At 54.1% G+C, this 22,778-nt stretch carries 28 protein-coding genes and 1 pseudogene; 12 read left to right on the top strand and 17 right to left on the bottom strand.

Translation table 11 applies throughout. The features are described from left to right. Positions 1 to 31 precede the first annotated feature (31 nt). From JVX88_RS36495 to JVX88_RS36485, 3 genes are all read right to left on the bottom strand, one after another. A complete protein-coding gene (locus tag JVX88_RS36495) occupies positions 32 to 334 on the bottom strand; it encodes a DUF2288 domain-containing protein (protein ID WP_211624017.1) in 303 nt (100 codons plus the stop codon). A gap of 586 nt (positions 335 to 920) precedes the next feature. Next, positions 921 to 1,637, bottom strand: a complete 717-nt coding sequence (locus JVX88_RS36490; protein ID WP_317134592.1) for a lyase family protein — start codon at positions 1,635 to 1,637, stop codon at positions 921 to 923. Positions 1,638 to 1,730: 93 nt separating this feature from the next. Then, the gene (locus JVX88_RS36485; RefSeq protein ID WP_211624015.1) at positions 1,731 to 3,182 is read right to left on the bottom strand and encodes a 3-isopropylmalate dehydratase large subunit; all 1,452 of its coding nucleotides are present in this window, start codon (positions 3,180 to 3,182) and stop codon (positions 1,731 to 1,733) included. Positions 3,183 to 3,188: 6 nt separating this feature from the next. Here JVX88_RS36485 and JVX88_RS36480 point away from each other — a divergent pair, with 6 nt between their 5' ends. Next, entirely contained in the window at positions 3,189 to 3,596 is a 408-nt protein-coding gene (locus JVX88_RS36480) for a dienelactone hydrolase family protein (RefSeq protein WP_225931302.1), read from the top strand. Beyond that, positions 3,593 to 4,090: a Mov34/MPN/PAD-1 family protein gene (locus JVX88_RS36475; protein ID WP_211624010.1), complete on the top strand. Its 498-nt coding sequence runs from the start codon at positions 3,593 to 3,595 to the stop codon at positions 4,088 to 4,090. Before JVX88_RS36480 ends, JVX88_RS36475 begins: the two co-directional genes overlap by 4 nt. 47 nt (positions 4,091 to 4,137) lie before the next feature. On the opposite strand, the gene JVX88_RS36470 is transcribed toward JVX88_RS36475, so the two are convergent. The 3 genes from JVX88_RS36470 to JVX88_RS36460 form a co-directional block, all read right to left on the bottom strand. Beyond that, on the bottom strand, positions 4,138 to 5,370 hold the full coding sequence (locus JVX88_RS36470) for a hypothetical protein (protein WP_211624008.1): 1,233 nt from the start codon (positions 5,368 to 5,370) through the stop codon (positions 4,138 to 4,140). Next, positions 5,336 to 5,632 carry a hypothetical protein gene (locus JVX88_RS36465; protein ID WP_211624006.1) on the bottom strand — a complete coding sequence of 99 codons (297 nt, stop codon included), beginning with the start codon at positions 5,630 to 5,632 and terminating at the stop codon, positions 5,336 to 5,338. Before JVX88_RS36465 ends, JVX88_RS36470 begins: the two co-directional genes overlap by 35 nt. An 84-nt stretch (positions 5,633 to 5,716) precedes the next feature. Further along, complete coding sequence (locus tag JVX88_RS36460; RefSeq protein WP_211624004.1) at positions 5,717 to 7,474, bottom strand: restriction endonuclease; 1,758 nt, start codon at positions 7,472 to 7,474, stop codon at positions 5,717 to 5,719. 323 nt (positions 7,475 to 7,797) lie between these two features. Between JVX88_RS36460 and JVX88_RS36455 the strand changes: the two genes are divergently transcribed. Further along, entirely contained in the window at positions 7,798 to 8,343 is a 546-nt protein-coding gene (locus tag JVX88_RS36455; RefSeq protein ID WP_211624001.1) for a Uma2 family endonuclease, read from the top strand. A gap of 10 nt (positions 8,344 to 8,353) precedes the next feature. Here the strand turns inward: JVX88_RS36455 and JVX88_RS36450 are convergent, their stop codons facing one another. Continuing rightward, on the bottom strand, positions 8,354 to 8,572 hold the full coding sequence (locus JVX88_RS36450; protein ID WP_211623999.1) for a hypothetical protein: 219 nt from the start codon (positions 8,570 to 8,572) through the stop codon (positions 8,354 to 8,356). A 7-nt stretch (positions 8,573 to 8,579) separates the two neighbouring features. On the opposite strand from JVX88_RS36450, the gene JVX88_RS36445 reads away from it, so the two are divergent. Continuing rightward, entirely contained in the window at positions 8,580 to 9,710 is a 1,131-nt protein-coding gene (locus tag JVX88_RS36445; RefSeq protein ID WP_211623997.1) for a DUF1800 family protein, read from the top strand. Here the strand turns inward: JVX88_RS36445 and JVX88_RS36440 are convergent. Next, positions 9,607 to 10,395, bottom strand: a complete 789-nt coding sequence (locus tag JVX88_RS36440; protein ID WP_211623995.1) for a sensor domain-containing diguanylate cyclase — start codon at positions 10,393 to 10,395, stop codon at positions 9,607 to 9,609. The two genes, JVX88_RS36445 and JVX88_RS36440, sit on opposite strands and share 104 nt — an antisense overlap. A 158-nt stretch (positions 10,396 to 10,553) precedes the next feature. On the opposite strand from JVX88_RS36440, the gene JVX88_RS36435 reads away from it, so the two are divergent. Next, the gene (locus tag JVX88_RS36435) at positions 10,554 to 10,781 is read left to right on the top strand and encodes a glycosyltransferase family 9 protein (RefSeq protein WP_211623993.1); all 228 of its coding nucleotides are present in this window, start codon (positions 10,554 to 10,556) and stop codon (positions 10,779 to 10,781) included. A gap of 94 nt (positions 10,782 to 10,875) precedes the next feature. On the opposite strand, the gene JVX88_RS36430 is transcribed toward JVX88_RS36435, so the two are convergent. Then, positions 10,876 to 11,580, bottom strand: coding sequence for a Uma2 family endonuclease (locus JVX88_RS36430; RefSeq protein WP_211623991.1), 705 nt, complete (start codon positions 11,578 to 11,580; stop codon positions 10,876 to 10,878). Between JVX88_RS36430 and JVX88_RS36425 the strand changes: the two genes are divergently transcribed. Both JVX88_RS36425 and JVX88_RS36420 read left to right on the top strand, forming a co-directional pair. Further along, positions 11,579 to 11,902 (top strand): S26 family signal peptidase, encoded by a 324-nt coding sequence (locus JVX88_RS36425; protein ID WP_211623989.1) that lies wholly within the window; start codon positions 11,579 to 11,581, stop codon positions 11,900 to 11,902. The two genes, JVX88_RS36430 and JVX88_RS36425, sit on opposite strands and share 2 nt — an antisense overlap. Positions 11,903 to 12,102: 200 nt before the next feature. Further along, positions 12,103 to 12,900 (top strand): DUF2092 domain-containing protein, encoded by a 798-nt coding sequence (locus tag JVX88_RS36420; RefSeq protein WP_211623987.1) that lies wholly within the window; start codon positions 12,103 to 12,105, stop codon positions 12,898 to 12,900. 174 nt (positions 12,901 to 13,074) lie between these two features. On the opposite strand, the gene JVX88_RS36415 is transcribed toward JVX88_RS36420, so the two are convergent. Next, on the bottom strand, positions 13,075 to 14,133 hold the full coding sequence (locus JVX88_RS36415; protein WP_211623985.1) for a WD40 repeat domain-containing protein: 1,059 nt from the start codon (positions 14,131 to 14,133) through the stop codon (positions 13,075 to 13,077). A 427-nt stretch (positions 14,134 to 14,560) separates the two neighbouring features. Between JVX88_RS36415 and JVX88_RS36410 the strand changes: the two genes are divergently transcribed. Next, positions 14,561 to 15,220 carry a sigma factor gene (locus JVX88_RS36410; RefSeq protein WP_211623983.1) on the top strand — a complete coding sequence of 220 codons (660 nt, stop codon included), beginning with the start codon at positions 14,561 to 14,563 and terminating at the stop codon, positions 15,218 to 15,220. Between the two features lie 69 nt (positions 15,221 to 15,289). On the opposite strand, the gene JVX88_RS36405 is transcribed toward JVX88_RS36410, so the two are convergent. From JVX88_RS36405 to JVX88_RS36395, 3 genes and pseudogenes are all read right to left on the bottom strand, one after another. Next, the gene (locus JVX88_RS36405) at positions 15,290 to 16,045 is read right to left on the bottom strand and encodes an N-acetylmannosamine-6-phosphate 2-epimerase (protein WP_317134591.1); all 756 of its coding nucleotides are present in this window, start codon (positions 16,043 to 16,045) and stop codon (positions 15,290 to 15,292) included. An 88-nt stretch (positions 16,046 to 16,133) separates the two neighbouring features. Beyond that, positions 16,134 to 16,958: pseudogene (locus tag JVX88_RS36400) on the bottom strand (aminotransferase class III-fold pyridoxal phosphate-dependent enzyme); the annotation flags it as partial. Positions 16,959 to 16,969: 11 nt separating this feature from the next. Beyond that, positions 16,970 to 17,200, bottom strand: a complete 231-nt coding sequence (locus JVX88_RS36395) for a hypothetical protein (RefSeq protein WP_211623978.1) — start codon at positions 17,198 to 17,200, stop codon at positions 16,970 to 16,972. Positions 17,201 to 17,260: 60 nt separating this feature from the next. Here JVX88_RS36395 and JVX88_RS36390 point away from each other — a divergent pair, with 60 nt between their 5' ends. The 3 genes from JVX88_RS36390 to JVX88_RS36380 all read left to right on the top strand — a co-directional run bounded on the left by JVX88_RS36390 (position 17,261) and on the right by JVX88_RS36380 (position 18,507). Next, complete coding sequence (locus JVX88_RS36390; protein WP_211623976.1) at positions 17,261 to 17,503, top strand: hypothetical protein; 243 nt, start codon at positions 17,261 to 17,263, stop codon at positions 17,501 to 17,503. Further along, positions 17,470 to 17,916 (top strand): type II toxin-antitoxin system VapC family toxin, encoded by a 447-nt coding sequence (locus JVX88_RS36385; protein ID WP_263975432.1) that lies wholly within the window; start codon positions 17,470 to 17,472, stop codon positions 17,914 to 17,916. Before JVX88_RS36390 ends, JVX88_RS36385 begins: the two co-directional genes overlap by 34 nt. An 84-nt stretch (positions 17,917 to 18,000) precedes the next feature. Then, a complete protein-coding gene (locus tag JVX88_RS36380) occupies positions 18,001 to 18,507 on the top strand; it encodes a hypothetical protein (RefSeq protein ID WP_211623974.1) in 507 nt (168 codons plus the stop codon). Positions 18,508 to 18,565: 58 nt separating this feature from the next. On the opposite strand, the gene JVX88_RS36375 is transcribed toward JVX88_RS36380, so the two are convergent. The 3 genes from JVX88_RS36375 to JVX88_RS36365 form a co-directional block, all read right to left on the bottom strand. Continuing rightward, the gene (locus JVX88_RS36375; protein ID WP_263975431.1) at positions 18,566 to 19,399 is read right to left on the bottom strand and encodes a sensor histidine kinase; all 834 of its coding nucleotides are present in this window, start codon (positions 19,397 to 19,399) and stop codon (positions 18,566 to 18,568) included. After that, entirely contained in the window at positions 19,368 to 19,976 is a 609-nt protein-coding gene (locus JVX88_RS36370) for an MFS transporter (protein WP_211623970.1), read from the bottom strand. The genes JVX88_RS36375 and JVX88_RS36370 overlap by 32 nt, the downstream gene beginning before the upstream one ends. Positions 19,977 to 20,454: 478 nt before the next feature. Next, a complete protein-coding gene (locus JVX88_RS36365; RefSeq protein WP_211623968.1) occupies positions 20,455 to 20,691 on the bottom strand; it encodes a hypothetical protein in 237 nt (78 codons plus the stop codon). A gap of 158 nt (positions 20,692 to 20,849) precedes the next feature. Between JVX88_RS36365 and JVX88_RS36360 the strand changes: the two genes are divergently transcribed. Continuing rightward, positions 20,850 to 21,011: a hypothetical protein gene (locus tag JVX88_RS36360; protein WP_211623966.1), complete on the top strand. Its 162-nt coding sequence runs from the start codon at positions 20,850 to 20,852 to the stop codon at positions 21,009 to 21,011. Positions 21,012 to 21,166: 155 nt separating this feature from the next. Here JVX88_RS36360 and JVX88_RS44840 read toward each other — a convergent pair whose 3' ends face one another. Next, positions 21,167 to 22,327, bottom strand: coding sequence for an HAD-IC family P-type ATPase (locus JVX88_RS44840; RefSeq protein WP_410503821.1), 1,161 nt, complete (start codon positions 22,325 to 22,327; stop codon positions 21,167 to 21,169). Positions 22,328 to 22,778: the final 451 nt, after the last annotated feature.

Below are 22,778 nucleotides of genomic sequence, written 5' to 3'. Positions count from 1 at the left end.
ACGCTGCCGCCGAGTGGGATGAACGGTAGGCTTAAAGGTTTTGTACTATAAGGTTTTGTACTAGAACATAGGGCTGCACAATTAAGGCATTAAAGCGACGGGTGCGGTCGTTCCCCCAGGCGGTAAGCTGTTCGGCTGAAGGCTTGGAGAGCTGCTGTTCACTGATCCAGTGCTGCACGGCCAGCACATTATCGCTAGCAATGGCAACACCCACATCGGCCAGATCTAGAGTGGAATCTACAATCACTACCGCATCTCGCTGCACATGGGGAATCAACCAGTCCCATTCTGCTTCGTCAATCATTTCAGCTAGTTCAGCTCTTAAATCTTGCATGAGATAGCCTTTTTCAATAATTTTTGTCACAATAGCACAGCCAGCAGAAGACTGGTCTGGCTCCTAGGGTCAATGGTCGCAGGTTGGGTGACTAAGTAGGAGGGATGAAATCAAGCTAGCTGATGGATTCGGGTTTCGGCTGCGCTCAACCCGCCTTGTAGCCAGGGATTGAGCATTGAGCGCAGTCGAAATGCATCCTATTAAAAATTCCACCGACCTACTTAGCTGGTTAAAAAACAGTTAAGAAAAGGTTATTAGCGCAGTGGCATCGAGCAAGCTAGATCCTCTAGCTAGAGTTCGTGCCATGTCTTTCACTCGACTTTTCTATGTTCGATTGCTGATAGGATGCAGCGTGGTTGCCCTGGGAGTGGGACTGAATCTACCGTCGGCCCATGCAACCCGAATCCCTTCTTGTATGAGGGTTGTTCCCAGCGGCGAATTGGTAATTCGCTACGGTGAGCATTGGTGTAAGAGATAAGCGGTAGGAGTCATTATCTACCTAGCTCATGCATAGCGTGGATGGCGGTGACACATTGGTGAGTCACGGATTCGAGTTCTTCCCGTTTGGTGGAGGTGGGCGGTGTGATCAGTTCACCGATGCGGACGGTGACGGGTACGGGTTGGGGAAACTTGTTGCCTTTGGGGATGATTGCCTGCGTGCCCCAGAGGCTAACGGGCAAGAGAGGCACTCTAGGCCCAATTTCTGACAAGCCAATGCCTCGATTTGCGGGTCAATATTAGCATAGGTGCCGACCGCGCCAGAGATTTTACCCACAGCGATCCGCTGGTGCAGCATACAGAGCCGCTCCCGATGCCGCAGCACTTCCGCCAGCCAACCGGCTAACTTAAAGCCAAACGTAATTGGTTCGGCGTGAATCCCGTGAGAGCGACCGATCATCACCGTATCGCGATGCTGCTGAGCCTGATAGCGAATTGCCTGCACTAGATGCTCGAGCTGTCCCAAAATCACATCTAAACTGGCAACCAATTGCAGCGCCAATGCTGTGTCTAGCATGTCGGAACTGGTCATGCCCAGGTGAATGTAGCGCCCCGCATCCCCAACATATTCGTTCAGATTGGTCAGGAAAGCGATCACATCATGCTTGACTTCTTTTTCGATCTCTAGCACCCGCTGTGGGTCGAAGTTTGCCTTAGCCTTGATCGTATCCACCGCTGCTTGGGGAATGTAGCCTAGTTCTGCCTGTGCCTCGCAAACCGCAATCTCGACTTGCAGCCAGGTTTTGAGCTTATAGTGTTCGGTCCACAGTTCGCCCATTTCGGGCAAGGTATAGCGTTCTATCAAGGCTCTTGCGCAAAAGTACAACCGACCATTGTACAACTCATTCGCAGGTCATTCGCAGGCGAGATGACGCTGAGGCCGAAGGCTTGGATTTCATTAGGCGGTTTCTTGCCATTCATGTTCAGGCAAGCGCCAGTAGATGCCTTTGTCCCGCTGCATCATGCGGTAGCCAATCAATTCCCGGCGCAAGGTGGCACTATCGGGATGATATTGTTGGATGACTTGATTCACAGCTTTTTCTGGATACGTAATGCCCTCCTCAAACTGGCGCGCCAGCCACTTTAGGATCACTAATCGTTTGCGGCGACTGGCAGGAATTTCCTTGAGCTGACCGGCTTCTAGGTAGCTTTTCAGCACCTTCTCATCCCATGCCTTGGCTTCAACCCCATCCACCAGCGAGGCCACCTGCTCCTGAGGCAAAATCGCTTTGTTCAAGGCCATTAGCGCCTCAGAATCGAGCCGGTAGAAATGGGCGGCTTCGCGCAGGTCGCTGATCCGTCCGTTGGTGCAGCTCCCAATAAAGCAAACATCGATTTTGGTGCCTTGGATCGGGGTGCCGGGAGCCAGATCCATATAGCGGTAGGCTTCTTCGGCGATTTCCCGATCGCTTTCGGCAAGGCTGTCCGGGGTCGGAATCGGTTCGTTGACTGCAATGCCCTGTCCCGGCGTGATACCCCAAGTTACGGTTGGCGCGATCTCAGCGGCATCGAATATCACCACATCGTCATATTCGGCATCGGCATCGCTGCGAATGCTGGTCCACCACTCCACGGCTTTGTCCCACTCAGCGCCTTTCGGGGCAAAATCCCGCCCCTTAAGGTAATCAAACGTCACCTGATCGGGATTAATGTAGCCGCAGCGAGCACCGCCCTCGATCGACATATTGCAGACGGTCATCCGCTCTTCCATGCTCATCTGCTCGAAGGTGGTGCCGGCATACTCGTAGGCGTAGCCCACCCCGCCGGTGACACCCAGTTTACGGATAATGTGCAGAATCACGTCTTTGGCGTAAACTCCCGGAGGTAGCGTGCCATTCACTTCGATTTTGCGGACTTTCAGCTTCGAGAGAGCCAGGGTTTGGGAGGCGAGCACATCCCGCACTTGGCTAGTACCAATCCTAAACGCAATCGCGCCAAAGGCTCCGTGGGTGGAGGTGTGGCTGTCACCGCAGGCAATCGTCATGCCCGGTTGGGTCAGTCCTTGCTCTGGGGCAATCACATGCACAACGCCCTGATTGCCGGAACCAATGCCGTAGAAAGTAATGCCGGTTTCTTTCGTGTTGCGCTCAATTGCCTGCATCATTTCTTCGGCCATTTCGTCTTTGAACGGACGAGCCTGATTGTCGGTCGGAACGATGTGATCGACGGTGGCCACGGTGCGTTCGGGGAACATTACTTTCAGCCCCCGCTCGCGCAGCATGGCAAAGGCTTGAGGGCTGGTGACTTCGTGAATCAGATGTAGGCCAATAAAGAGCTGCGTTTGCCCCGAAGGAAGGGTGCCAACCGTATGTAAGTCCCAGACTTTGTCAAATAAAGTGCCTTTGCTCATAGCTGCGTGTTGAAGCACCCGGATGTGAAGCAGAAAAAGCTGGGCGTGGTTGGGTTCTGCATGGGCGGACAGTTAGCGCTGTTGGCAGGTACTGTGAGTGACCATGTGGGAGCCATCGTCGATTTTTACGGTATTCATCCCAAGGTGAGGCCCGATTTCTCGAAGCTCTCGGCTCCGGTACTGGGAATTTTTGGCGAGCAGGACCCGTCGGTGCCGCCCGAAGCAGTCTATCAGCTAGAGTCCGACATTCAGCAAGCTGGGGGCACCATCGAGGTGCGCATGTATGGCAATGCGGGCCATGCCTTTTTCAACGACTCACGCCCCGAAGCCTATAACCCAGAAGCCGCCGCAGACGCTTGGCAACGCACGCTAGCCTTCTTGCAGCAGCAGCTAACGGCTTACTCAGATACATGAAATTATCGCTGCACCTGACTCCAGACCACCTGCAAACGCTGCACCATCACGCCGAACGTACCTACCCAGAAGAGTGCTGCGGGATTCTCTTGGGTGTAATTCAGCAGCAAGCAGACCAGATTCAAAAAACGCTAATGGACCTAATCGAAACTGAGAATGCCTGGAGTGAAGCGGTCGCGGCTGATCTTGCGTCGGTAGGCATTGCATCGTCTCGTCATGCATCAACAGCAGCGCGTCGAGATCGGTACTGGATTGATCCGGCCATGCTGCTTCAGGCTCAAAAACAGGCTCGCGATCGTGGCTTACAGATCATTGGCATCTACCATTCCCATCCAGATCATCCAGCGATCCCGTCCGAGACCGATCGCACACTGGCCTGGGCCGAGTACTCTTACATCATCAGTTCGGTACAACAGGGCAAAGTGACCGAGACTCGCAGTTGGTCACTGGATCAAAATCATCAGTTCTGCGAAGAAAAATTGGTGGTGCGCTAGCGGCTTTCCCACGGCTTTCATATCGCCAAAAACTTGGCATAGTTAAGTTAGCAAGAAATTCGGGCAAGTTGGAGTAGAAAGATGCGACGCAGAACACCAGACAACGAAATGGGCAGAATCTTGACCACTTTGACTATCACGAACCGACTTGATGAAGGACTTGCATCCCGTGGTGTCATTTGGCCGATCTCTCGCCTGCCCGGGGCGCTGATGCGCTTGGCCTCACCCGTGGCAAAGGGCGGGAAGTTGTAGTGAAGGGTGAACTTCTTGCTGTACTCGGGCAGAAGGCCGTCGATGATCTGCTCGTCCTTGCCCGTGCCGAGCGTGACGGAGATGAGGCTCTGGGTCTCGCCGCGCTGGAACAGGGCCGAGCCGTGCGTGCGGGCGAAGACGCCCACCGAGGCGGAGATCGGACGGATATCGCGAGGCCCCCGGCCGTCGGCGCGGATGCCGCTCTCGACGATCAGTCGGCGGGTGACCTTCTCCTCGAGTCGACGGAAGGCCTCCTTGGCCTGGGTTCGTCGCTTGAGGCTCGTGGCAAACTCGCCGTACGTTCCTCCCTCCTTCAACGGGAAGTGGGCGTCAAGGACTCTCGATCGAAGCTCGTCGGTGCGCTCTGAGCGTTCCTTCTTGCTCTTGATCTTGCGGATCTCGGTGAGCTCCTTCTCGGCCGCGGCGCGGACGGCGGCCGTGACGTCCTCGGGCGGAAGGATGGAGTCCCCGGGGACCTTGGGCTTGCCCGCCTTGGCGACCAGCTCGCCGATGAGCTCGAGCACCTGCCCGATCTGCTCCTGCCCGAAGCGCATCGCCTCGAGCATGTCCGCCTCGCTGACCTCGGCCGCGCCGACCTCGATCATGTTGAGCCCGTCCTTGTGACCGGCGAGCACGAGGTCGAGATCGGAGAACTCCATCTGGGAGATGGTGGGGTTGACGACGAATCGCGGCCCGTCGTCGGTGAGGACCCGGGCGACGCGAACGGTCGCGGTGGGCCCCTCGAACGGGGCGTTGGACAGGGCCAGTGCGGCCGAGGCCGCGGTGCCGGCGAGCACGTCGGTGTCGTTCTCACCGTCGTGGCTCATGACGAAAACCTGGATCTGGATCTCATCGACGAAGCCGTCGGGGAAGAGCGGCCTGATCGGGCGATCGATCATCCGCATGGTGAGGATCTCCTTCTCGCTGGGAGGGCCCTCACGCTTCTTGAACCCGCCCGGAAACTTGCCCGCGGCGGAGGTCTTCTCGCGGTAGTCAACGGTGAGCGGGAAGAACCTGCCAGCCGCCATTCGCGGCCCGTGTGAGCCCAGGCACCGCGTCCGTGCGCCATTCGCCGAGTGGCTCCCAGTAGGCATCGATCGCCCGCCAGCGGCCATCCTCGGTTGCCTCGAAGGCTCGCCATTCGGGCGTCTGGCGCCCTTCCTCTTCGGCGAAGTAGGCATCCTCGGTATTGGTCCAGACGCCCGGTGGCAGTGCGTTCTGTGCGCCAAGTGGAGACGCGGTGACTGCAAGCGCGAAAGCGGGGATCCGGAGAAGGTGCGGGATACGCATCGAGCCTTGCCTAACGAGGATAAGCGTGGTTGGAAAGAGTTGTCCGGACAAATACGGAGGGTGTCAATTGTGAAGCGCATCCCGTCAGCTCTTGTGTTGCTCGCATTTTTCGCCGCGCCGACCGCGGCGCAACACGATACACTTTTGAGCCCGCGCGATCTGGTCGAATCCGCGGTTGCCGCGCATGGGGGGAAGGCCTGGCTCGAACCCGAAACGCTGGTCCTGACCGGCGAAGCGATATTCTACGCACCCGATACGGCTGCGCCGAGGAGCCGCGCGGAGGATTATCGGATGTGGCGCAGGATGGATCCCGATCGCACCGTGGCGCACGGGGCCGATGGCAAGGTCCGGATCGTTGCGCGCGCGGGCGATCGGCTGCTGTTCGAAGTTGGCTACGACGGTGAGACAACCTGGACCGAAAAGGGCATCCTGCCAAAGGTGGAGGCGGATGCATATTGGGCCAGCAACTTCGGCTTCGGGATCATCCGCCATGCGCTGGCCGAAGGGTTCGAACTTCAAGCAGCCCCGTCGCGCGAAATGGACGGGCAGACAATCGACCTGGTCCGCGTGATCGATCCGCACGGGCAGGCAACTCTGTTCGGCATCGACCGCGATAGCCGGTTCATCCGATACATGGGCTTTCGTACTCCACGCGGATGGCATGAACGGACCTACGGCGACTTCATCCGCCTGCCCGACAGCGGCTGGGTCCAGGCGCGGACGGTCACGCTGTATTATGACGGCATCAAGGCCAATTCGGTGTTCTGGCGCACCGTCGAGGTTGGCGTACCGATCGACGGCAGAATGAGAATCATGGGAGATGGCTGCTAATTGATTGGCAAAGTGAGCATAATCCTGTCCAAGCGCCTGACCTGCCAATGCTTTCATCTCTGAGCGATCCAACTCTTTGAGTTCATCCAATTTTAAGTAGTCAACTCCTTTTCGATCTAGCTGCGTTTGAAGAGATTGAACGGCATGAGGACGAGAGGAAAGAATTAGTTTAACTTTGGGATGGTTACTCCGAGTGCGGTTTTGAACTAAATTGCACAAGGTTATTACATCTTGCTCATCGCGTTGGTGAGCATCATCTAGCACAATTACGCACGAGTAGAGCGGCAAACTATCTGCATTTTCAGGAGTAACAGGTTCATCTTTTACAAACCAAAGCAGAAAGTCAGCGTGTTCAAATGTCTCTGCAAATTCATAAAGTAGCTTAGTTTTACCAATACCACCCCGTCCAGGCAAAATTGCAACCTGTTCATTACTTGATGCTACAAACTCATGCAAGCTTTTGAGAGCATCCTCACGCCCTTCCAGTTTCCAAGTATGGTTGAATACCTTATTGGCATTAAGCCACCCATCAAAGAAATTCTCGGAAGAGATAAACGGATTTAACTTGGAAATTCCTAAAAATGCATTTTGCCACTCTGGATGGAAGTGATCCCTCACAAGACGACGGGCAACTTCTAAAGACCTACTTCCCAGATCGCGTACCTTTTGTGAGATATCCCGCACATCCCAAACTTCCCATGCTGGATGGCTAGCAATAACGTTCCGAACTTCGACACTTGCTACACGACTCAGAAGTAAGATGTAGCGATCGGCTTCAAACTCCATAGCCTGTTCAATGACTTTCGCGGCATCACTTCGATTAAATCGTTGCCACTGCTTGCATTGAAACGCCCATTTTTCGCCATCACTCAAATCAGCAACGATATCAATACCGTGCTGATTATCTCCTTGTGTGCCATAGTGATAAATTTCTTGAGGCTTGAGCAATCGGGCAACGAGGTCAAGACAGAAAGCTTCAAACGCATCCCATGCTAGTCCTTCAAGAGGCAAACATTCTTCGTGTGCTTTGGCTGGCAGTTTGAGATCCTCAACGGAATTACGCCCTGCGGGTAACAGGAAGGTTTGGTGTCATCCCGTGGCGCAGCTTGGATTTGACCTGATTGCAACTGGCTCAAATAGCAGCGCAATCCAGCGACAGTTTTAAATAAACGCACCAGGTTCTCCTGCTGACTTACTCAGTTCCTCCGCTTAGTAGTTTACAAAATTCCGGTTGAGGAAGTGGGAAAGGCGGAATAAGGTTTGTGTGAAGCGATACCGTTCTAGAAAAACGCGATAGGGTTAGATTAAGTCGATGCCGAAGGATCAGTTGTCCTATGGTTGCTGCTCAGTCTCTCACTAACTTGCCGGTCTTCTCGTTAGACGACTGGATGCAAAATCCACCAGAGCGCACTGAATGGGTGGATGGCACCCTGGTCGAAAAGCATGGTATGACGCTAAAACACAGTAAAGTTCAAGGTAATTTGTATTTTCAGTGGAGACGCCACAGAGACGCGAGTAGCTTAGGTGGTGAAGTCTACACAGAAGTGCCCTGCCGCACGCACAAACAGGGGCGTTCTCCCGATGTGGCCTATCTCACTCCTGATCTGGTAGCCCAATATGGCGATGCCAAAGTTTTACCCCAAAGTTTTCCCCTAATTGCCGAGGTAATTTCTCCCACCGATTTAGCCGAAGAGATGATCACCAAAGCGCAGGAATATTTGCAGTCGGGAGCTGAGGAAGTGTGGCTAGTGTATCCAGACGTGAAATGGGTAATTGTGATGACTCAAGCCACGCAGCAAATTTTTGTGGCTGGGCAAATCGTGCAGACGCAGCACCTGTTGCCTGGTTTCCAAATCACGGTTGATGAACTGCTGGCCTAATCCAAACTGCTTAGCGTTCTGGTTCACCCCAGTCGCCTGCAGCTTCTGCTGCCCGAGGCATGGGGCGTTGAGCCATCTGATAGGGGGATGGTCCCGGCTCTAAAGGCTGACGTTGGCGGGATTGGGGTTGACGCCGCCGCGAGACGCCCTCTTCAGTGGTTTCTTCCGCCACCACTTCGTATAAAACGGCGAACTTGTCGGCACTACCTTTGCGCAACACACGACCCAACCGCTGAATGTACTCACGAGTTGAACCAGTCCCTGGGTACGAGCAGGCACGCCATCTTCTGTGGCGGGCTGGGTTCGGTGGGACGCCGACGCAGATCCAGACGCTGGTGGGCTGGGGCCCCGAGCGTGCGGTGGACCATCTTCTGGGCGATGCCAGGGCTGGGGCGGACGCGCCGCTCGACGCCGGGCGGTTCAAGACGGACATCATGAAGCCGCCCACCGTGGAGGAGCGGCAGATGATCCAGCGTGCGCGGCGGGGTCAGGACGAGGACGTGCTGGCTCGGCTTCGGCTCGCGCGGATGGATCGCGAGCGGGAGGATCGGCGGCAGATCGCCGACATGCAGCGATGGTGGCTGACGCGGATGATCGAGACGCCCAGGCCGCTGGTCGAGAAGATGACGCTGTTCTGGCACGGTCACTTCGCCACGGGCTATCGCGCGATCGAGAACAGCTGGCACATGATGATGCAGAACCAGCTCTTCCGCCGGCTGGCCCTGGGCAACTTCGGGGAGCTGCTGCGGGGCATCATCCGAGACCCGGCGATGCTGGCGTATCTGAACAACAACCAGAATCGCCGCGAGAGCCCCAACGAGAATCTCGCCCGCGAGCTCATGGAGCTCTTCGGGCTTGGGATCGGCCGGTACAGCGAGCGCGACATCAAGGAGGGCGCCCGCGCCCTGACCGGGTACACCTTCGAGCACAACGAGTTCGTGTTCAATCGCCGGGCGCACGACCCGAATCCCAAGACGATCCTGGGCCAGACCGGGCGATGGGACGGCGACGACTTCGTGCGGATCATCCTGGCCCAGCCGGCGTGCGCGGCGTTCATCGCCCGCAAGCTCTACGGGTTCTACGTCGCCGACCTGCCGCCCCTGGAGGCCGCCGACGGCGATCGGGATCTCGATCCAGCCGCCCGCTCGGCGATTGCGGACCTGGCCCGTGAGCTTCGCAGCGGGGGGTACGAGCTTCGGCCCGTGATGCGCCGGCTGCTGCTGTCGGAGCACTTCTACGACCGCCGGGTCATGGGACAGCAGATCAAGAGCCCCGCGGTGCTCGTGGTGGGCGCGGCTCGATCGCTCGAGGCGCCCACGCGCGACCTGGGCGTGCTGCTGGACGCGATGCTGAGTTTTCAATCGTAGTTCGGATGCGTTCGGCCGCGACAAGTGCCTGTCCGATCTCTGCATCGAGTAGAAAAGCTGCAAATTCCTCACCTCCAAAACGGGCCGCGGCGTCGCCGCTTCGCATAATGCCAGTGATAACCCGCCCTATCTCTTCTAGCGTCTTGCTTCCGGTAAGATGGCCATAGGTGTCGTTGACATTCTTAAAGTGATCGACGTCCATCATCATCACACAAATATGGCGGCCATCAGATTTCGCACGAGCGGTCTCACGTCTTAATTCAGAAAAGAATGATCGGCTTGAGAAAAGCCCTGTAAGGTCATCGTGTGAGATAAGGCGGTGTATCTGCCGCTGATACTCTCTATCGATCTCGTCCAACAGGTCAAAGCGAAGGATATGCTCACCAATAGTGATCTTGTCACCATTCTGAAGGGATTCACTTTCGATCTTTGCACCATTCAGGATAGTTCCATTCCGCGAATTGAGATCGGTCAGGACATATGAAGCAGCGCCAGATCGCTGATCCGTAACCGTTTTGATCATTGCGTGGCGCCGGGAGACCTTCGAATCGTTTACCCGCACATCAGCCTCAAGCGCCCGGCCAATAATAACCTCTTCTCGATCAAGCGGTATGGGAACGGCGATCAGTTCGCCGCTAAGGAACACAAGTGCAGGTCTTAGGTCTCGAGATCTGCGTTCGGCCATCTGCATAGGAAGTTGGGACGAAGGTGGGTACTACGAAGCCCAATGTATAGAATACCGTATGGAATGGGATAATTTCCACATCAAATTTTAACTACAGCCCAATATCTTGTTCAATATGAAGTTTGAGGGCTGGGTGCCAGCAACATAATATTCAAAAGGTGCGAGTTCTTCTAATAAAGCTCGGTGCGATCGGTGACATTGTTCATACGCTGCCCTCGCTTGCCGCCATTAAACGACAAAGGCCCGACGTGCATATCACATGGGCAGTCGAACGGCGCTCGGCTGAGATTATTCGCGGTAACCCTTTGATAGACCGGATCCTTGAACTTGATACACGTGCAATGCGGGAAGGAAGCGTAGTTGAAGACATTTTGCCGGAAGTCTGAGGCACAAGCGAAAACCGGCAGGGTATAGCCAGAACGGGGAAGATTCACGGAGTTAGGAGAATTAGAAATAATTGAAGGCTTACGATTTCTCTTGTTAAACCTCAGGAAGCTGATCCTCGGAAATCCCCAAAGAGCGCAGGTAGGCAGCCAATCGTTCTGCTCGTTGGCGCTCCTGCTCTAGGGCCGATTCAGCACTAGCCGCGCGTTGTTCGGCCTCACGGGCACGTTGCTCTAATTCGATAGAGCTGAGAAACTTGCGTCCATCTGGGTAATAGAGCGTCAGTTCCGGTAAACCGGGATGAAAACGAATTTGCAGGCGAGGGCTGATCCAATCATTGAGGTCGGGAATCGGAACCAGCCTGCCTTGTTGCCGCAGCCAACCGTTGCACTGGTTTGTTTCTGGGTCATACAGGTAATACTCTTCGACGCCATAGGTTTCGTAGAACTCTTGCTTGCGCGTCAGAGCCGTGTCGGTATTGCTGGGGGAACGAATTTCAAACACCACTTGGGGCGGAATATTGTCTTCTTGCCACTGCCGGTATGAACCCCGTCTGCCCTTCGGTCTGCCAAACACCACCATCACATCAGGAGCGGTAGGATCAATCAGGGTGGAACGCACCGGGTACCAGAGTAGATCGCCGGCCACAAAAACTAGCAGATCATCAGCAAACAGGATCTCCAGGTTTTCTTTGATTAACACAATCCAGCGAAACTGTTCGGTATTATCTGCCATTGGCTTGCCGTCGCTATCAGGAAAGAGGCGGTCGTCATCGAGGTCGAGGGGCGAAAAAGTTGTCATGGGCATCACCTCGGCTTGCGCTCAGGATGTTCTCTATTTTAGAAGCATTCCACCTGATAGCTTTGTCGTCTCTGGAGACAATCGCAATAATGCATTTGATAGCCATTTTTGGGGGGTGGTGCCCCGCGATCATGTGCTGAGAAAAGTCGTTTGGTGCTATTGGCTTCCAGAGCGATTTGGAGAAGTGCCGTGGGGCCGGTTGGGCTGGATGGGATTCGATATGATGAATTCAAACCCGCCATCCGCCGCAATTGAATGGTTTGTGAAACGCTCCTGTAAACCCCGACATTGGCTACGAATCTGGCACCCCTGTCAGCCCTGATTACACCGCCCACAGCAGCAAGTTCACTGGCAAAATCTATTGGGTGCAGCTTGATGTCGGCAAGGATGACCACGATCACTTGATTTCGCCGGATGAGCGATTAAGGGTAGCGATGGCGCGGCAGTAGGTCGAATTGTGTTCTCCGCCGCATGTCTAAATTGTTTTAGATTCGTTGATTCCAGTTTATTCAAGCATCCATCATGAACAAAATTAAGTTGATTTCCCAAACGGGCTGGCGTTGGGTGATTTTAGCAATCGCTCTGAGTGTCGGTCTCGCTGCCAAGCCAGTTGCCAGTGCCGATAGCATTGATCCGGATGCGGATCAAATTCTGCGATCAATGTCCTCGTATCTGGCGCAGACGCAAGCGTTGAGTGTCAATGCAGACGTTGACTTTGAAATTCTGACCCGCAATGGGCAGAAATTGCAATTTAGCAGCTATGCCACTCTGCTGCAACGACCCGACCGGCTGCATATTCAGCGAAGGGGTTCCGTTGTCGATGCTGACCTCTTCTTTGATGGAAAAACTCTCACCCTGCTGGGCAGGCGCATCAATGCCTTTGCTCAAAGGGCTATTTCTGGAACCATTGATGACGCTATCCTGGCGTTTGAGCGAGAAACTGGACTTCCCGCACCAGGAGCTGATCTGCTATTTGCTGATCCCTATGCCACTCTCTCGTCTGGAGTGGCAAGTAGCACCTATTTAGGCACTGCCTATGTCAATGGGATTGAAGTTCACCATCTTGCCTTTCGAGAAGCAGATGTAGATTGGCAACTGTGGGTTCAAACCGGTGATCAGCCCTTACCGATGAAGTATGTCATCACCACCAAATGGATGACAGCCGCTCCTCAATACGAAATTCGGCTGCGAGACTGGAATACGAATCCCCAGATTGCTGAGGAGCAATTTGTATTTTCAGCTCCGGTGGGAACCAGGCAACTGGAAACGCTCCCGGCTAACGAATTAGATGAATTTCCATCAATGGAGGAAGAACAGTAATGCAATCGATCAAGCGCAGCATCAAAGTTGCCTCTGGACTGCTGGCGGTGGAACTCCAGACGACGGAGACATAGGGGAATATGGCAATGACAAAAGACTGTCTTAGCCTACCCATCAGCTTCTGGCAATGATCTCAGTGATTTTCAGGAAAAAGGTTTAACTGGGCTAAATGACTTATTTACACAAATGCCGCAACTCCTGAGCAGAGCCGACCTTGGGAGTGGGGCTGAATGTCCGACTATTTTGCAGATAGTCCTGCGCCCAATCGCATCCTTGGGTCCGCAGCACCCTGAGATTATCTCGATTCTTCAAATCCCATAGGATCACTGTACTGTCATAGCTGGCTGAAGCGAGGGTTTGACCATCAGGACTGAAATCCACGCTGTGTACCCGTCCATCATGGCCTCTCAAGGTTATCAGTAGAGTGCCGTCTAGCATCCAAAGCTTAATCGTTTTGTCTTCACTGGAGGAAGCAATCGTCTGACCATCGGGACTCATACTGACGCCTAACACTTTGTCGGTGTGCCCTATAAATGTTCTGAGCAGCTTGCCATCCGAAACCTGCCAGAGTTTGGCTGTTCTATCGTGACTCACCGAAACAATCAGTTGACCATCCGGGCTGAATCGAACCTGATGCACCCAGTTGGTATGACCTCTCAAGGTTCTCAGAACTGTGCCATCCGAGACTCGCCAGAGTTTGATCGTTTTGTCATGACTGGATGAAGCCAGCGTTTTGCCATCGGGGCTGAAGCTGAGATTATGAACCACATCGCTGTGGCCGAACAATGTGTTGACCACACTTCCGTTGAGATCCCAGAGCTTGATCGTACCATCGTTGCTGCTAGAGGCAACCAGCGGTTGGCCTGGGTTGGGGCTGAAGCTAATCCCATAGACTTTGCCGGTATGCCCAGTGAAGGTTTTGAGGAGTTCACCACTAGCAACCCGCCAGAGCTTGATGGTTTTATCCCAACTTGCAGAGGCAATTGTTTGTCCATCCGGGCTGAAGCTCAATCCGTGAATCACATCCGTGTGCCCGTTGAGGGTTTGGCGTAATTGACCATCGCGATTCCAGAGTTTAATGGTTTTATCGGCACTGACCGAAGCCAGGGTTTGACCATCCGGACTGAGTGTTGCTCGAGTAGACGATACCATCTTTACCGTCACCAAGGCGCGGCCCGAGTTCGAGCCCGCGCCGCTGCGCGTACTGAGAGGCACGCCGCGCGATGTCTTCAAGAAATGGCAACATCAAGGCAGATCGATCCAGGCTTGAACGACCTGGGGGTGGCGGGCATTCTGCGGATGTGCGGATCAAGCTGCTGATTGGTGATGCCTCCTTCGACGTGTCCCAAATCGGCGGCGGCCGGTTGACATTCCCGAGCCCAGTGACCCTGCCCGGCGCACGCGGCGACGTTGTGCTCTCTATTGATGGGCAGGAACGCCGGTGGGCGGTGGCGCTGAAACCGATCTCGGGGCCTACGAGCGAGGTTAGGGCGACATTCGGCCCGGCGGGTGAACTGGCGGCGCGAGGGGACATGGAGGGATAGACGGACCACGGGAGAAGAGTAGCCGCGAGTTCGATCAGTCGAACTTCGATATTTGGAGATTGTGAGAGGTAGCGCACGGGTGGCATCTGCGTCCTATACTCGGGAGGAACCCGGAAATGGACGCAACCGTGCTCAGCAACCTTCAACCCGCCCTCCGACAGCTCGTTCGGGAAGAGATTTGGCAAGCCCAATCGCGCCCGGACGTCCTTCAGGATCTCTTCCTCGCCCTGCTTGAGCATGGAGACGGCATCACGCACCCGCTCGCCTGGGCGAAGCGATGGCTTCGGAATCGCCGGATCGACCGCTGGCGGCGTGAATCCAGCAAAGCTGTGCAGTTCCAATCCCTCACGACAGAACACGACGCAGGATCCTCGGACGAATCGCCGCTCGACGCGATGATCGACGCCGAGAGCCAGCAGCAAGCCGCGGATAACCGTCGCCGGCTTCACGATGCGATCCCGCGTCTTCCGCGATGCCAGCGGGAGGCCATGGCACTCGAGATCGACCCCGCCCGCCAGTCCAGCGCGATCGAGGCAAAGCCGCCGGGAAAATCTCACCGCTCCAACGTGTACAAGGCCACGAAGTCCCTGAAGACACTGCTCGCGGGCGACGAGGCGCAGGACGTGCGCGTCGCGGCTCCAGAGCCCGGTTGCGCCACGTCACGGCATCGCCCAGCAAGAATACGGACTGGTTTGTACATAGCTCACGGGATCCACCTCGATCGAGTGAAACATAAGGTCCAACCGAGAGTATTTTCAGGATTCCCCACAATTTAGCTCAATGCTCAATTTGAATAAGTGGTTGGATGCAGGGCCGCTTGATGCTCACATTGATGTTCACACAAACTAATTTTGTAAGGCTGCCCAGTAAGCCGTGACAAGGGCGTCGATGCCCGTAATCGCTGTGCCAACTACAATTGCATAGGCTCCAAGGTCGAGCGCCTGTTGGGCCATTTTGGGTGAAGCAATGCCACCTTCGCAAATTACGGGAACCTCTAGCTGCTCTACCATTTGGCCAAGCAGATCAAAGCCCGGTGGAGTGAGATGTTCGGTCGCTGACGTATACCCATAAAGCGTGGTACCCACCAAATCGGCTCCAGCTGCGGCAGCTTGCAGCGCAGCATCCAGGCTATCCACATCGGCCATCACAGGTTTGCCAAGCTGCTGGTGAATTTGCTGAATCAAGCCAGCAACCGTTTCACCGTTTGGACGGGGGCGCAAGGTAGCATCAATAGCAATAATATCGGCACCGGCAGCAGCAATAATTTTGGCGTGATCAAACTGGGGTGTAATGTAAACCTGATAGCCTGGGATCTGCTGCTTCCAAAGGCCAATAATCGGCACATCGACTCGCTGTCGCACAGCTTGAATATGAGACGGCGTGTCAATCCGGATTCCTACCGCACCCCGATTCACGGCAGCCTCCGCCATTGCAGCAATTACATTCGGGTCATGCAGCGGTGATTCAATAGGCGCTTGGCAAGAAACAATTAAACCCTGGTGCAATTGCTGAATTACCGAAGAAAACTCTGGCATAAACGATGGAGGAATCGGGATGTTGATCAAGCCAAGCTCTGGCCTACCTTCAACCCAGTTAATCATAATTTGCCTCAGATTTGAAATTGCTCAAGGCAGATCCCACAGCATGGCTGAGAAACTAAGCTTGAATAGAGAAGCAAATTATTCCAGTTCACCCAAACGTATACCATGACACAGCTACTGGCCGGAGATACAGGCGGCACAAAGACCATTCTGCGGTTAGCGTTTCCACCTGAGGGGAAGAGGCATCCCCATAATTCCACACACCGCCGTCAATTTTGTTCATGTAGGCAGCCCTACCAGCGATGATGCCAATCGGCATACCGCCACCAACAATCTTACCATAGGTAGCTATATCAGCCTCAACCTCAAACCAAGCTTGGGCACCCCCTGGATGGAGTCGGAAGCCAGTAATCATTTCATCAAAGATTAAGGCTATCCCGCATTCTTTTGTTAGCTGTCTTAATTGCTGTAGAAACTCTTTAGGCTGTAGGTCTGGTCGGTCGCCTTGGACAGGTTCAACGATAACAGCTGCTAATTCTTGCTCATGCGCTTTAATAATTTCGAGTGACTGAGGGTTCACATAATCTAAAACTAAAACATCTTTAGCGATATTTGATGGCACTCCTAGAAAACCTGGTACGGAGCTTAGATTACCATCTGTTTTCTGTGATCTAATTAAAGTGCCATCAAAATGCCCATGATAAGAATCTGAAAATAGGGCAATCTTATAGCGACCTGTTGCTGCTCGTGCCAAGCGTATAGCGGTCATCACGGCTTCTGTGCTTGTATTGCTAAAGGTCATTCGTTCCATCCCTGTTAGCTCACAGAATAACTCAGCAACCTCACCGGCAAGATCTGATTGTGGTCCGATATGGATGCCCTGTGCTAGCCGCTCTTCCAGAGCTTCTTTAATAAAGGGGGGATTGTGACCAAAGAGATTCACGCCAAATCCCATTTGTATGTCTACGACAACTGCCTTATCTTTTAGTAAGCAATCTTTTCCCGGTCTATGTTTACTTCAGTTTCAGAAGCCGGTAAAGCTGCTAACCAATCTTGCCAAAGCTTTGCGGCTTGAATGGATAGTTGTCCAGCATAACGAACGGTATCCTCCCGCAGCTTGGCAACCGTGATGTCAGGCGTTGCTCCAATTTCACAAGCATGACCAATGAACCACCGTTCTAGTCCTTGAGCGGTGACTTCTGGATGAAACTGCAACGCCAATCCTCCTTGCTTCCAGGAAAAAGCTTGGTTATGGTACAGTGCACTAGCCGCTAGATGGGTGGCACCCGCAGGCAGATCGAAGGTGTCATTATTACCGAACCCGTTAACCTAGCTGCTGGCGAGGTGGAAGTTATTATCTTGCAGTCAGTTCCGGTCGCAGAGCCTCTCTCAGAAACTGAAGCACCAACGAAAATAACAGCGCTTCAGGATTGGTTTGAAAACACTGAACCTGCTCCCCCCGATTTTGATCCCGACCAAGCGAGATGGGAGGCATTAAAGGAAAAATACGACCTGTGAAAGTTCTGATAGATACCAACATCATTCTCGATGTTGCCCTGGAGCGTCAGCCTTATTTTGAAGCTAGTGAGCAGATTCTAGCATTTGCTGAACAGGGACGAATTATAGGTCACATTTCAGCCTCTACATTTGGTGATTTGTACTACATCCTTCGCAAGGATAAAGGTCGAGCATCTAGCCTGGAGTTTTTGAGGAACATTGCTGACTTTTGTCAGGTTGCTACTGTCGATCAAACGGTCATTTCGATGGCGTTGACTGCAAATTTCAAGGATTTTGAAGATGCAATTCAGTACAGCACTGCTGCGGTCAATCATCTAGACGCTGTTGTCACCCGCAATCCAAAAGATTTTGTCGGGGCAACCTTGCGAGTTACAACTCCTGAGACCCTAATATCAAGAGCTGACTCAAAATGAATTAAAGTAAACGTCGCCCTCCTTCTACGATGCAGGTATTCATCCCCATCAGGGCACACTGAGTAGCGGGTATTAGGAGGCAACATGAATTATTGGTGGATGGCTGGACTGCTGGCATCTGGGCTTTTGCTGGAATTGGGACTGCGGCTGTTTGGCTTTGGTAATCCGTTAATCTATATTGCCGATCCGCAAATCGGCTACCTGCTTGCCCCAAATCAGCGAACGCGCCGCCTCGGTAAGCACATTGCGATCAACCAGTACTCGATGCGCAGTCCTAACATCACGGCAACCCGTCCTCAAGAAACCCTGCGGGTACTGCTGCTAGGCGACTCGATTGTTAACGGCGGCTGGTGGACCGATCAATCCCAAACCATTTCTGCTCTGCTTCAGCAACAGCTTCAAGCTCAATCGCTTTCCTATCGCCAAGTTGAAGTTTTGAATGCCTCGGCCAATTCCTGGGCACCGATTGTTGGGATTTTGCTGGTGACTCTGGGAGGCACAGCCATCAGCTTAGAACGCATGACGCTACAAAACAGGGCAATGCGGCAAGCCAAACTGCGGGAAGAGGCTAAAGCTCAAGACGAGGGATAGCCAACTCCCAACTCAGGTCAACTAAAGCAACTGAACGTACTAAACCTCGTCAGCAAAATTAGCAAAATCGAGATTCAGCACTAGCCTGGTTGACCGGGATAGTCAGTATGAAGGTTGTGCCTTCTCCCGGCGCTGAAACACACTGAAGCTGGCCGCCATGCTTTTCCACCACAATTTGATAGCTAATTGCCAAGCCCATACCAGTACCTTTACCCACGGGTTTAGTCGTAAAAAATGGGTCAAACACCCGCTGCTGAATTTCCTCGCTCATACCGATGCCGTTATCACTAATTTGGATAGTTGCAGTGTTATCGGTGGCATTGGTTGTGATTGTAATGGTAGGTGTGGTTTGATCAGGTGCTAATTGAGTGGGATGATCGATCTCGTTCAGATGGTAGACCGCTTCTAGTGCATCGATGGCATTATTCAGAATATGCATAAACACCTGATTGAGCTGTCCGGCGTAGCACTCAACTGGAGGCAACTGGCCGTAGCGCTTGACGATTTCGATTGCGGGGCGTTTTGGTTTAGCTTTGAAGCGATTTTGTAGAATCATCAAGGTGCTATCCAGGCCGAGATGCAGATCCACATCCTTGAGTTCCGCTTCATCCAGGCGTGAGAAGGTCCGCAGCGATTGAACAATAGTGCGAATTCGTTCCGTGCCAATCCGCATAGAGGTGAGTAGCTTAGGTAAATCGCTTAGCAAAAAGTCAAGATCGATCGTCTCAATTTGGCGTTGTAGCTCTGGGGCCGGATGGGGGTAATGCTGCTGATAATCCTTGAGCAACTGCATCAAATCCTGCACATACTCACTGGCAGGAACCAAATTGCCGTGAATGAAGTTCACCGGATTGTTGATTTCATGGGCTACGCCCGCTACCAGTTGGCCCAAACTCGACATTTTTTCGCTTTGAATTAGCTGAGCCTGGGTTCGACGCAACTGTTGCAAGGTGTGCTCTAGCCATGGGTGTGAAACCAAACCACTCGTGAGTAAACCCACCAATCGCTGGACCCAACGCTAGCCCAATCGGGTTGACTAGACTCATATAGCCAATCAGCTCACCTCGATGGGGCGGTGGCGATAGATCGACGACAAGGGCACTATAGGCCAAGGCAAAAGCGGCGATGCTAATGCCGTGAAAAGCTCGCAACCCGATCAGTGGCGGAATACTGGTAGTTGCCAAGTAACCCAACGGCGCTAAGGCTACTGCGGTCATGCCAATCAGCAAAACCAGCTTGCGCCCACGCGAGTCAGCTAGCCTTGCTAACCAGGGTCGCGACACCAATAGGCCAACCGCAAACGATCCCATTACGATCCCAACCCAGTGTTGATTGGCTCCCGCCTGCTGGATGTACAGCGGCAATGTTGGTAAATGGGCAGCTAAACCAGACCAAAATAATAGTCCTGCGGCAAACAACACGGTTAAGTTACGCCGCACCTGAGGCTCTAACTTTGCAAAAACGCTCAAAATTGCACCAACTTTTTCTACCGAGTAATGATTCAGTTACTGACAAAATTCCTTATTTAATATGACGAATATTAAAAAGTTTTGCAGCAGTGAACTGCTGCATTAGTAGTGGTACTTGTTACTACTCAATCCTTTGGGCTAAAGCTGCACAAGTAGCTGAGGTTTCTGGCGGTCCGGATTGGCCAGATACCTGGACGTAAACAGAATTACCAAGGCAACAGGATGACCAAGCCAAATTGTCTTCAATTCAGTTTTACGTTGAATCCCAAATGGGTAAAGCCTTTGTTATGAAAACAAGGAAAACCACAGCAGCAATTAGCGGCTGGGTAGACTAAACGATAGTGAATCACTTGTTGGAATATGAAACGTCTGCATCAGCTTGCGTTCTGGGCTAGAGCTAAACAGCCAATCAATTCACAAAATTCAACCTCCCCTGCGCCATCAGCTGGGTCAACGCTTCAGAATACCCCGCCACGGACTATCGAAGAACTCGAGCAGCAAATGGCACGAGAAGTGGCACGAGAATCTGTGCTAGAGGCCGAAGTTTTGCATAGTCGTCCGACACTTTCGGTGAAGTTACGGCGCCGGGCTTCAGGTCAACGCGCGGGTTGTACGGCGCGGGGTTGATGCGCTCGATCGGGATGAGCTGCACCACCGTTCCTTGCGGCAGCTTCGGGGGCAGGTCGGGGTTGTTGAGAAGGATGTTCGGATCCATATGGTGTTTCCTTTCGCCGGCGCCGGATCGATCACGTCGAAGCGGCCGCGCGGCATCTTGTACGGACGGGGATCGCCGACGCGACGCTGGAGCGCCAACACACCGCGAGCATGCGATGAGCCAGCGACGCAGGTCGCGACGGCACGAATGACTCAGTTGTGCTGCTTCGTGTGGATCCCAGTCCAAGCCGTGCCTGGGGTTCGCCCGGAAGCCGTGCCTCCGAGGTCGGGACGCCCGCGAGAACTGCGGGCTGGCGGCTGGCGGAGCATCGTGCCCCTTCGCCGCAACGTCTGGATTCGACTCCGACACGCCGTGCGTGATGGAGAGGAATCCATGTCACGTTACGCAGCTCGTCACGCGGAGTTCAAGCGCGGGAGCGCAGGCCATCGCACTTTCCATGTGGGATGCGCCAGAAGACTACTGCCGCGACGGCAATTCGGCCGGCGACCGCATTCTCGGACGGAGTCCTTGCCGGTTAGCCAGATCTGCGCAGACGCAGACTGTTGAGTACCACGCTGACGCTGCTGAACGCCATCGCGGCGCTGGCGATGATGGGTGAGAGCAGCCAGCCGGTGAGCGGATAGAGCACCCCGGCGGCGACGGGGATGCCCACGATGTTGTAGACGAAGGCCCAGAAGAGGTTCTGCTTGATCGTTCGCATCGTGGCTCGCGACAGCGCGATCGCTTGCGGCACGGCGCGCAGGTCGCCCCGCATGAGCGTGATGTCGGCGGCCTCCATCGCGACGTCCGTCCCCGTGCCGACGGCGAGGCCGACGTCGGCCTGCGCCAGCGCCGGCGCGTCGTTGATGCCGTCGCCCACCATGCCGACCACGTGGCCCTCCGCCTGGAGCGACTTGACCTTGTCGGCCTTGTCCTGGGGCAACACCTCGGCGAAGACGAGGTCCACGCCCACCTGCGAGGCCACGGCCTCGGCGGTGCGCCGATTGTCACCCGTCATTTTAGGAATTTGACCGTGACCGTTCAATTTTTCGAGCTGCTTGAAGCGGACACTCAACATCTCATAGAGTTCTGCTGATGGTTTTTGAGACAGTTCTGTTTGAGGTTCTATCGACCGTTCTGCTGACTGTAAGATCAAATCAATCTGCTTAATCACATACTGATTCTGGCTGGGTAGATCTCTGTCCTTCACCAGAAAGGTTTGAATAAACTCGGATTCTCCCAGTTTTTTGATTACTTCGTATCGCTGTCGAATCACCGGACGTTCCTTCAAGGCCGCTAGCTCATGCTCGACCCATTCCTGATGGAATACACTGGCATAGATGCGGTTAGCCACGTTTAACTCGCCCGCCTGATTTTCCACCAAGCCCAGGTTAATCAGCGTTCGCAGTTCAGCACTATCGTCAGCAATCACCGCTTCTTGACGCAAAATCTTTTGGTAGAGACGCAATAGCTCCAGACATTTTTCATCACTCAACAGCGTATCTCGCAGCAGCCGCAGCGGTTCAGCCGAGACTTGGGTTTCCCAGTATTGAATCAGGCGCGTTTGCACCAAATGTTCGACCCAGCCCGCCTCGCTGCCTGCCGGGATCCGCGCTTCTGACTCTGAGATCAAAAGTTGACAAAGCTGTTCGGTCAACGCCGGTTGGGAGCCGGCCCAGGCTTGAATTTCCTGCATCAACCCCGCCGGATTTTGGGCGATTTGGGTCAGTTCGGGGGCGAAGCGGGTGAGGATTTTGGCGACTTCACTTTTGGCCTGCTGCGACAGTAACTCTGCCGTTTCACGCGTCATGCGTTCGGCCATCATTTGGCTATGGGTGAGAAATCGCTGATCGTGTTCGCCCAATTCCTTATCCTCCGCCCAGGCCAGCGCATCTAGCAGTGCCCTACCCCGCAACAGCCGTGACTCATCTTTGCAGCCAGAGGCATACCAAGCCTGTATGGCTTCGGCATAGGGTCGCAGATCGGCGAGTGCCTCTTGCACCCACTGTTCGTTAAACACAGCGCGGTAGATCGGATTATAAACGGTGAGCTGGCCTGCCTGCTTGACCACCAGTCCAGATAGCCGCAGTTCGCTTTGTTCGCGGCTTTGCCATCGTTCGTGACGCTGGAGGTGCTCTAAACCTAAA

The sequence above is a fragment of the Leptolyngbya sp. 7M genome (genome assembly GCF_018128485.1).
This window is presented reverse-complemented; position numbering and strand designations above follow the sequence as displayed.

What these genes read in the sequence shown, in the direction of transcription:
- JVX88_RS36495 (WP_211624017.1), bottom strand. Translation starts at nt 334, where the DNA reads ATGCAAGATTTAAGAGCTGAACTAGCTGAAATGATTGACGAAGCAGAA.
- JVX88_RS36485 (WP_211624015.1), bottom strand. Translation starts at nt 3,182, where the DNA reads ATGAGCAAAGGCACTTTATTTGACAAAGTCTGGGACTTACATACGGTT.
- JVX88_RS36475 (WP_211624010.1), top strand. Translation starts at nt 3,593, where the DNA reads ATGAAATTATCGCTGCACCTGACTCCAGACCACCTGCAAACGCTGCAC.
- JVX88_RS36470 (WP_211624008.1), bottom strand. Translation starts at nt 5,370, where the DNA reads ATGGCGGCTGGCAGGTTCTTCCCGCTCACCGTTGACTACCGCGAGAAG.
- JVX88_RS36465 (WP_211624006.1), bottom strand. Translation starts at nt 5,632, where the DNA reads ATGCGTATCCCGCACCTTCTCCGGATCCCCGCTTTCGCGCTTGCAGTC.
- JVX88_RS36455 (WP_211624001.1), top strand. Translation starts at nt 7,798, where the DNA reads ATGGTTGCTGCTCAGTCTCTCACTAACTTGCCGGTCTTCTCGTTAGAC.
- JVX88_RS36445 (WP_211623997.1), top strand. Translation starts at nt 8,580, where the DNA reads ATGTACTCACGAGTTGAACCAGTCCCTGGGTACGAGCAGGCACGCCAT.
- JVX88_RS36440 (WP_211623995.1), bottom strand. Translation starts at nt 10,395, where the DNA reads ATGGCCGAACGCAGATCTCGAGACCTAAGACCTGCACTTGTGTTCCTT.
- JVX88_RS36425 (WP_211623989.1), top strand. Translation starts at nt 11,579, where the DNA reads ATGGGCATCACCTCGGCTTGCGCTCAGGATGTTCTCTATTTTAGAAGC.
- JVX88_RS36430 (WP_211623991.1), bottom strand. Translation starts at nt 11,580, where the DNA reads ATGACAACTTTTTCGCCCCTCGACCTCGATGACGACCGCCTCTTTCCT.
- JVX88_RS36420 (WP_211623987.1), top strand. Translation starts at nt 12,103, where the DNA reads ATGAACAAAATTAAGTTGATTTCCCAAACGGGCTGGCGTTGGGTGATT.
- JVX88_RS36410 (WP_211623983.1), top strand. Translation starts at nt 14,561, where the DNA reads ATGGACGCAACCGTGCTCAGCAACCTTCAACCCGCCCTCCGACAGCTC.
- JVX88_RS36405 (WP_317134591.1), bottom strand. Translation starts at nt 16,045, where the DNA reads ATGATTAACTGGGTTGAAGGTAGGCCAGAGCTTGGCTTGATCAACATC.
- JVX88_RS36390 (WP_211623976.1), top strand. Translation starts at nt 17,261, where the DNA reads ATGGGTGGCACCCGCAGGCAGATCGAAGGTGTCATTATTACCGAACCC.
- JVX88_RS36385 (WP_263975432.1), top strand. Translation starts at nt 17,470, where the DNA reads ATGGGAGGCATTAAAGGAAAAATACGACCTGTGAAAGTTCTGATAGAT.
- JVX88_RS36380 (WP_211623974.1), top strand. Translation starts at nt 18,001, where the DNA reads ATGAATTATTGGTGGATGGCTGGACTGCTGGCATCTGGGCTTTTGCTG.
- JVX88_RS36365 (WP_211623968.1), bottom strand. Translation starts at nt 20,691, where the DNA reads ATGGATCCGAACATCCTTCTCAACAACCCCGACCTGCCCCCGAAGCTG.
- JVX88_RS44840 (WP_410503821.1), bottom strand. Translation starts at nt 22,327, where the DNA reads ATGCAGGAAATTCAAGCCTGGGCCGGCTCCCAACCGGCGTTGACCGAA.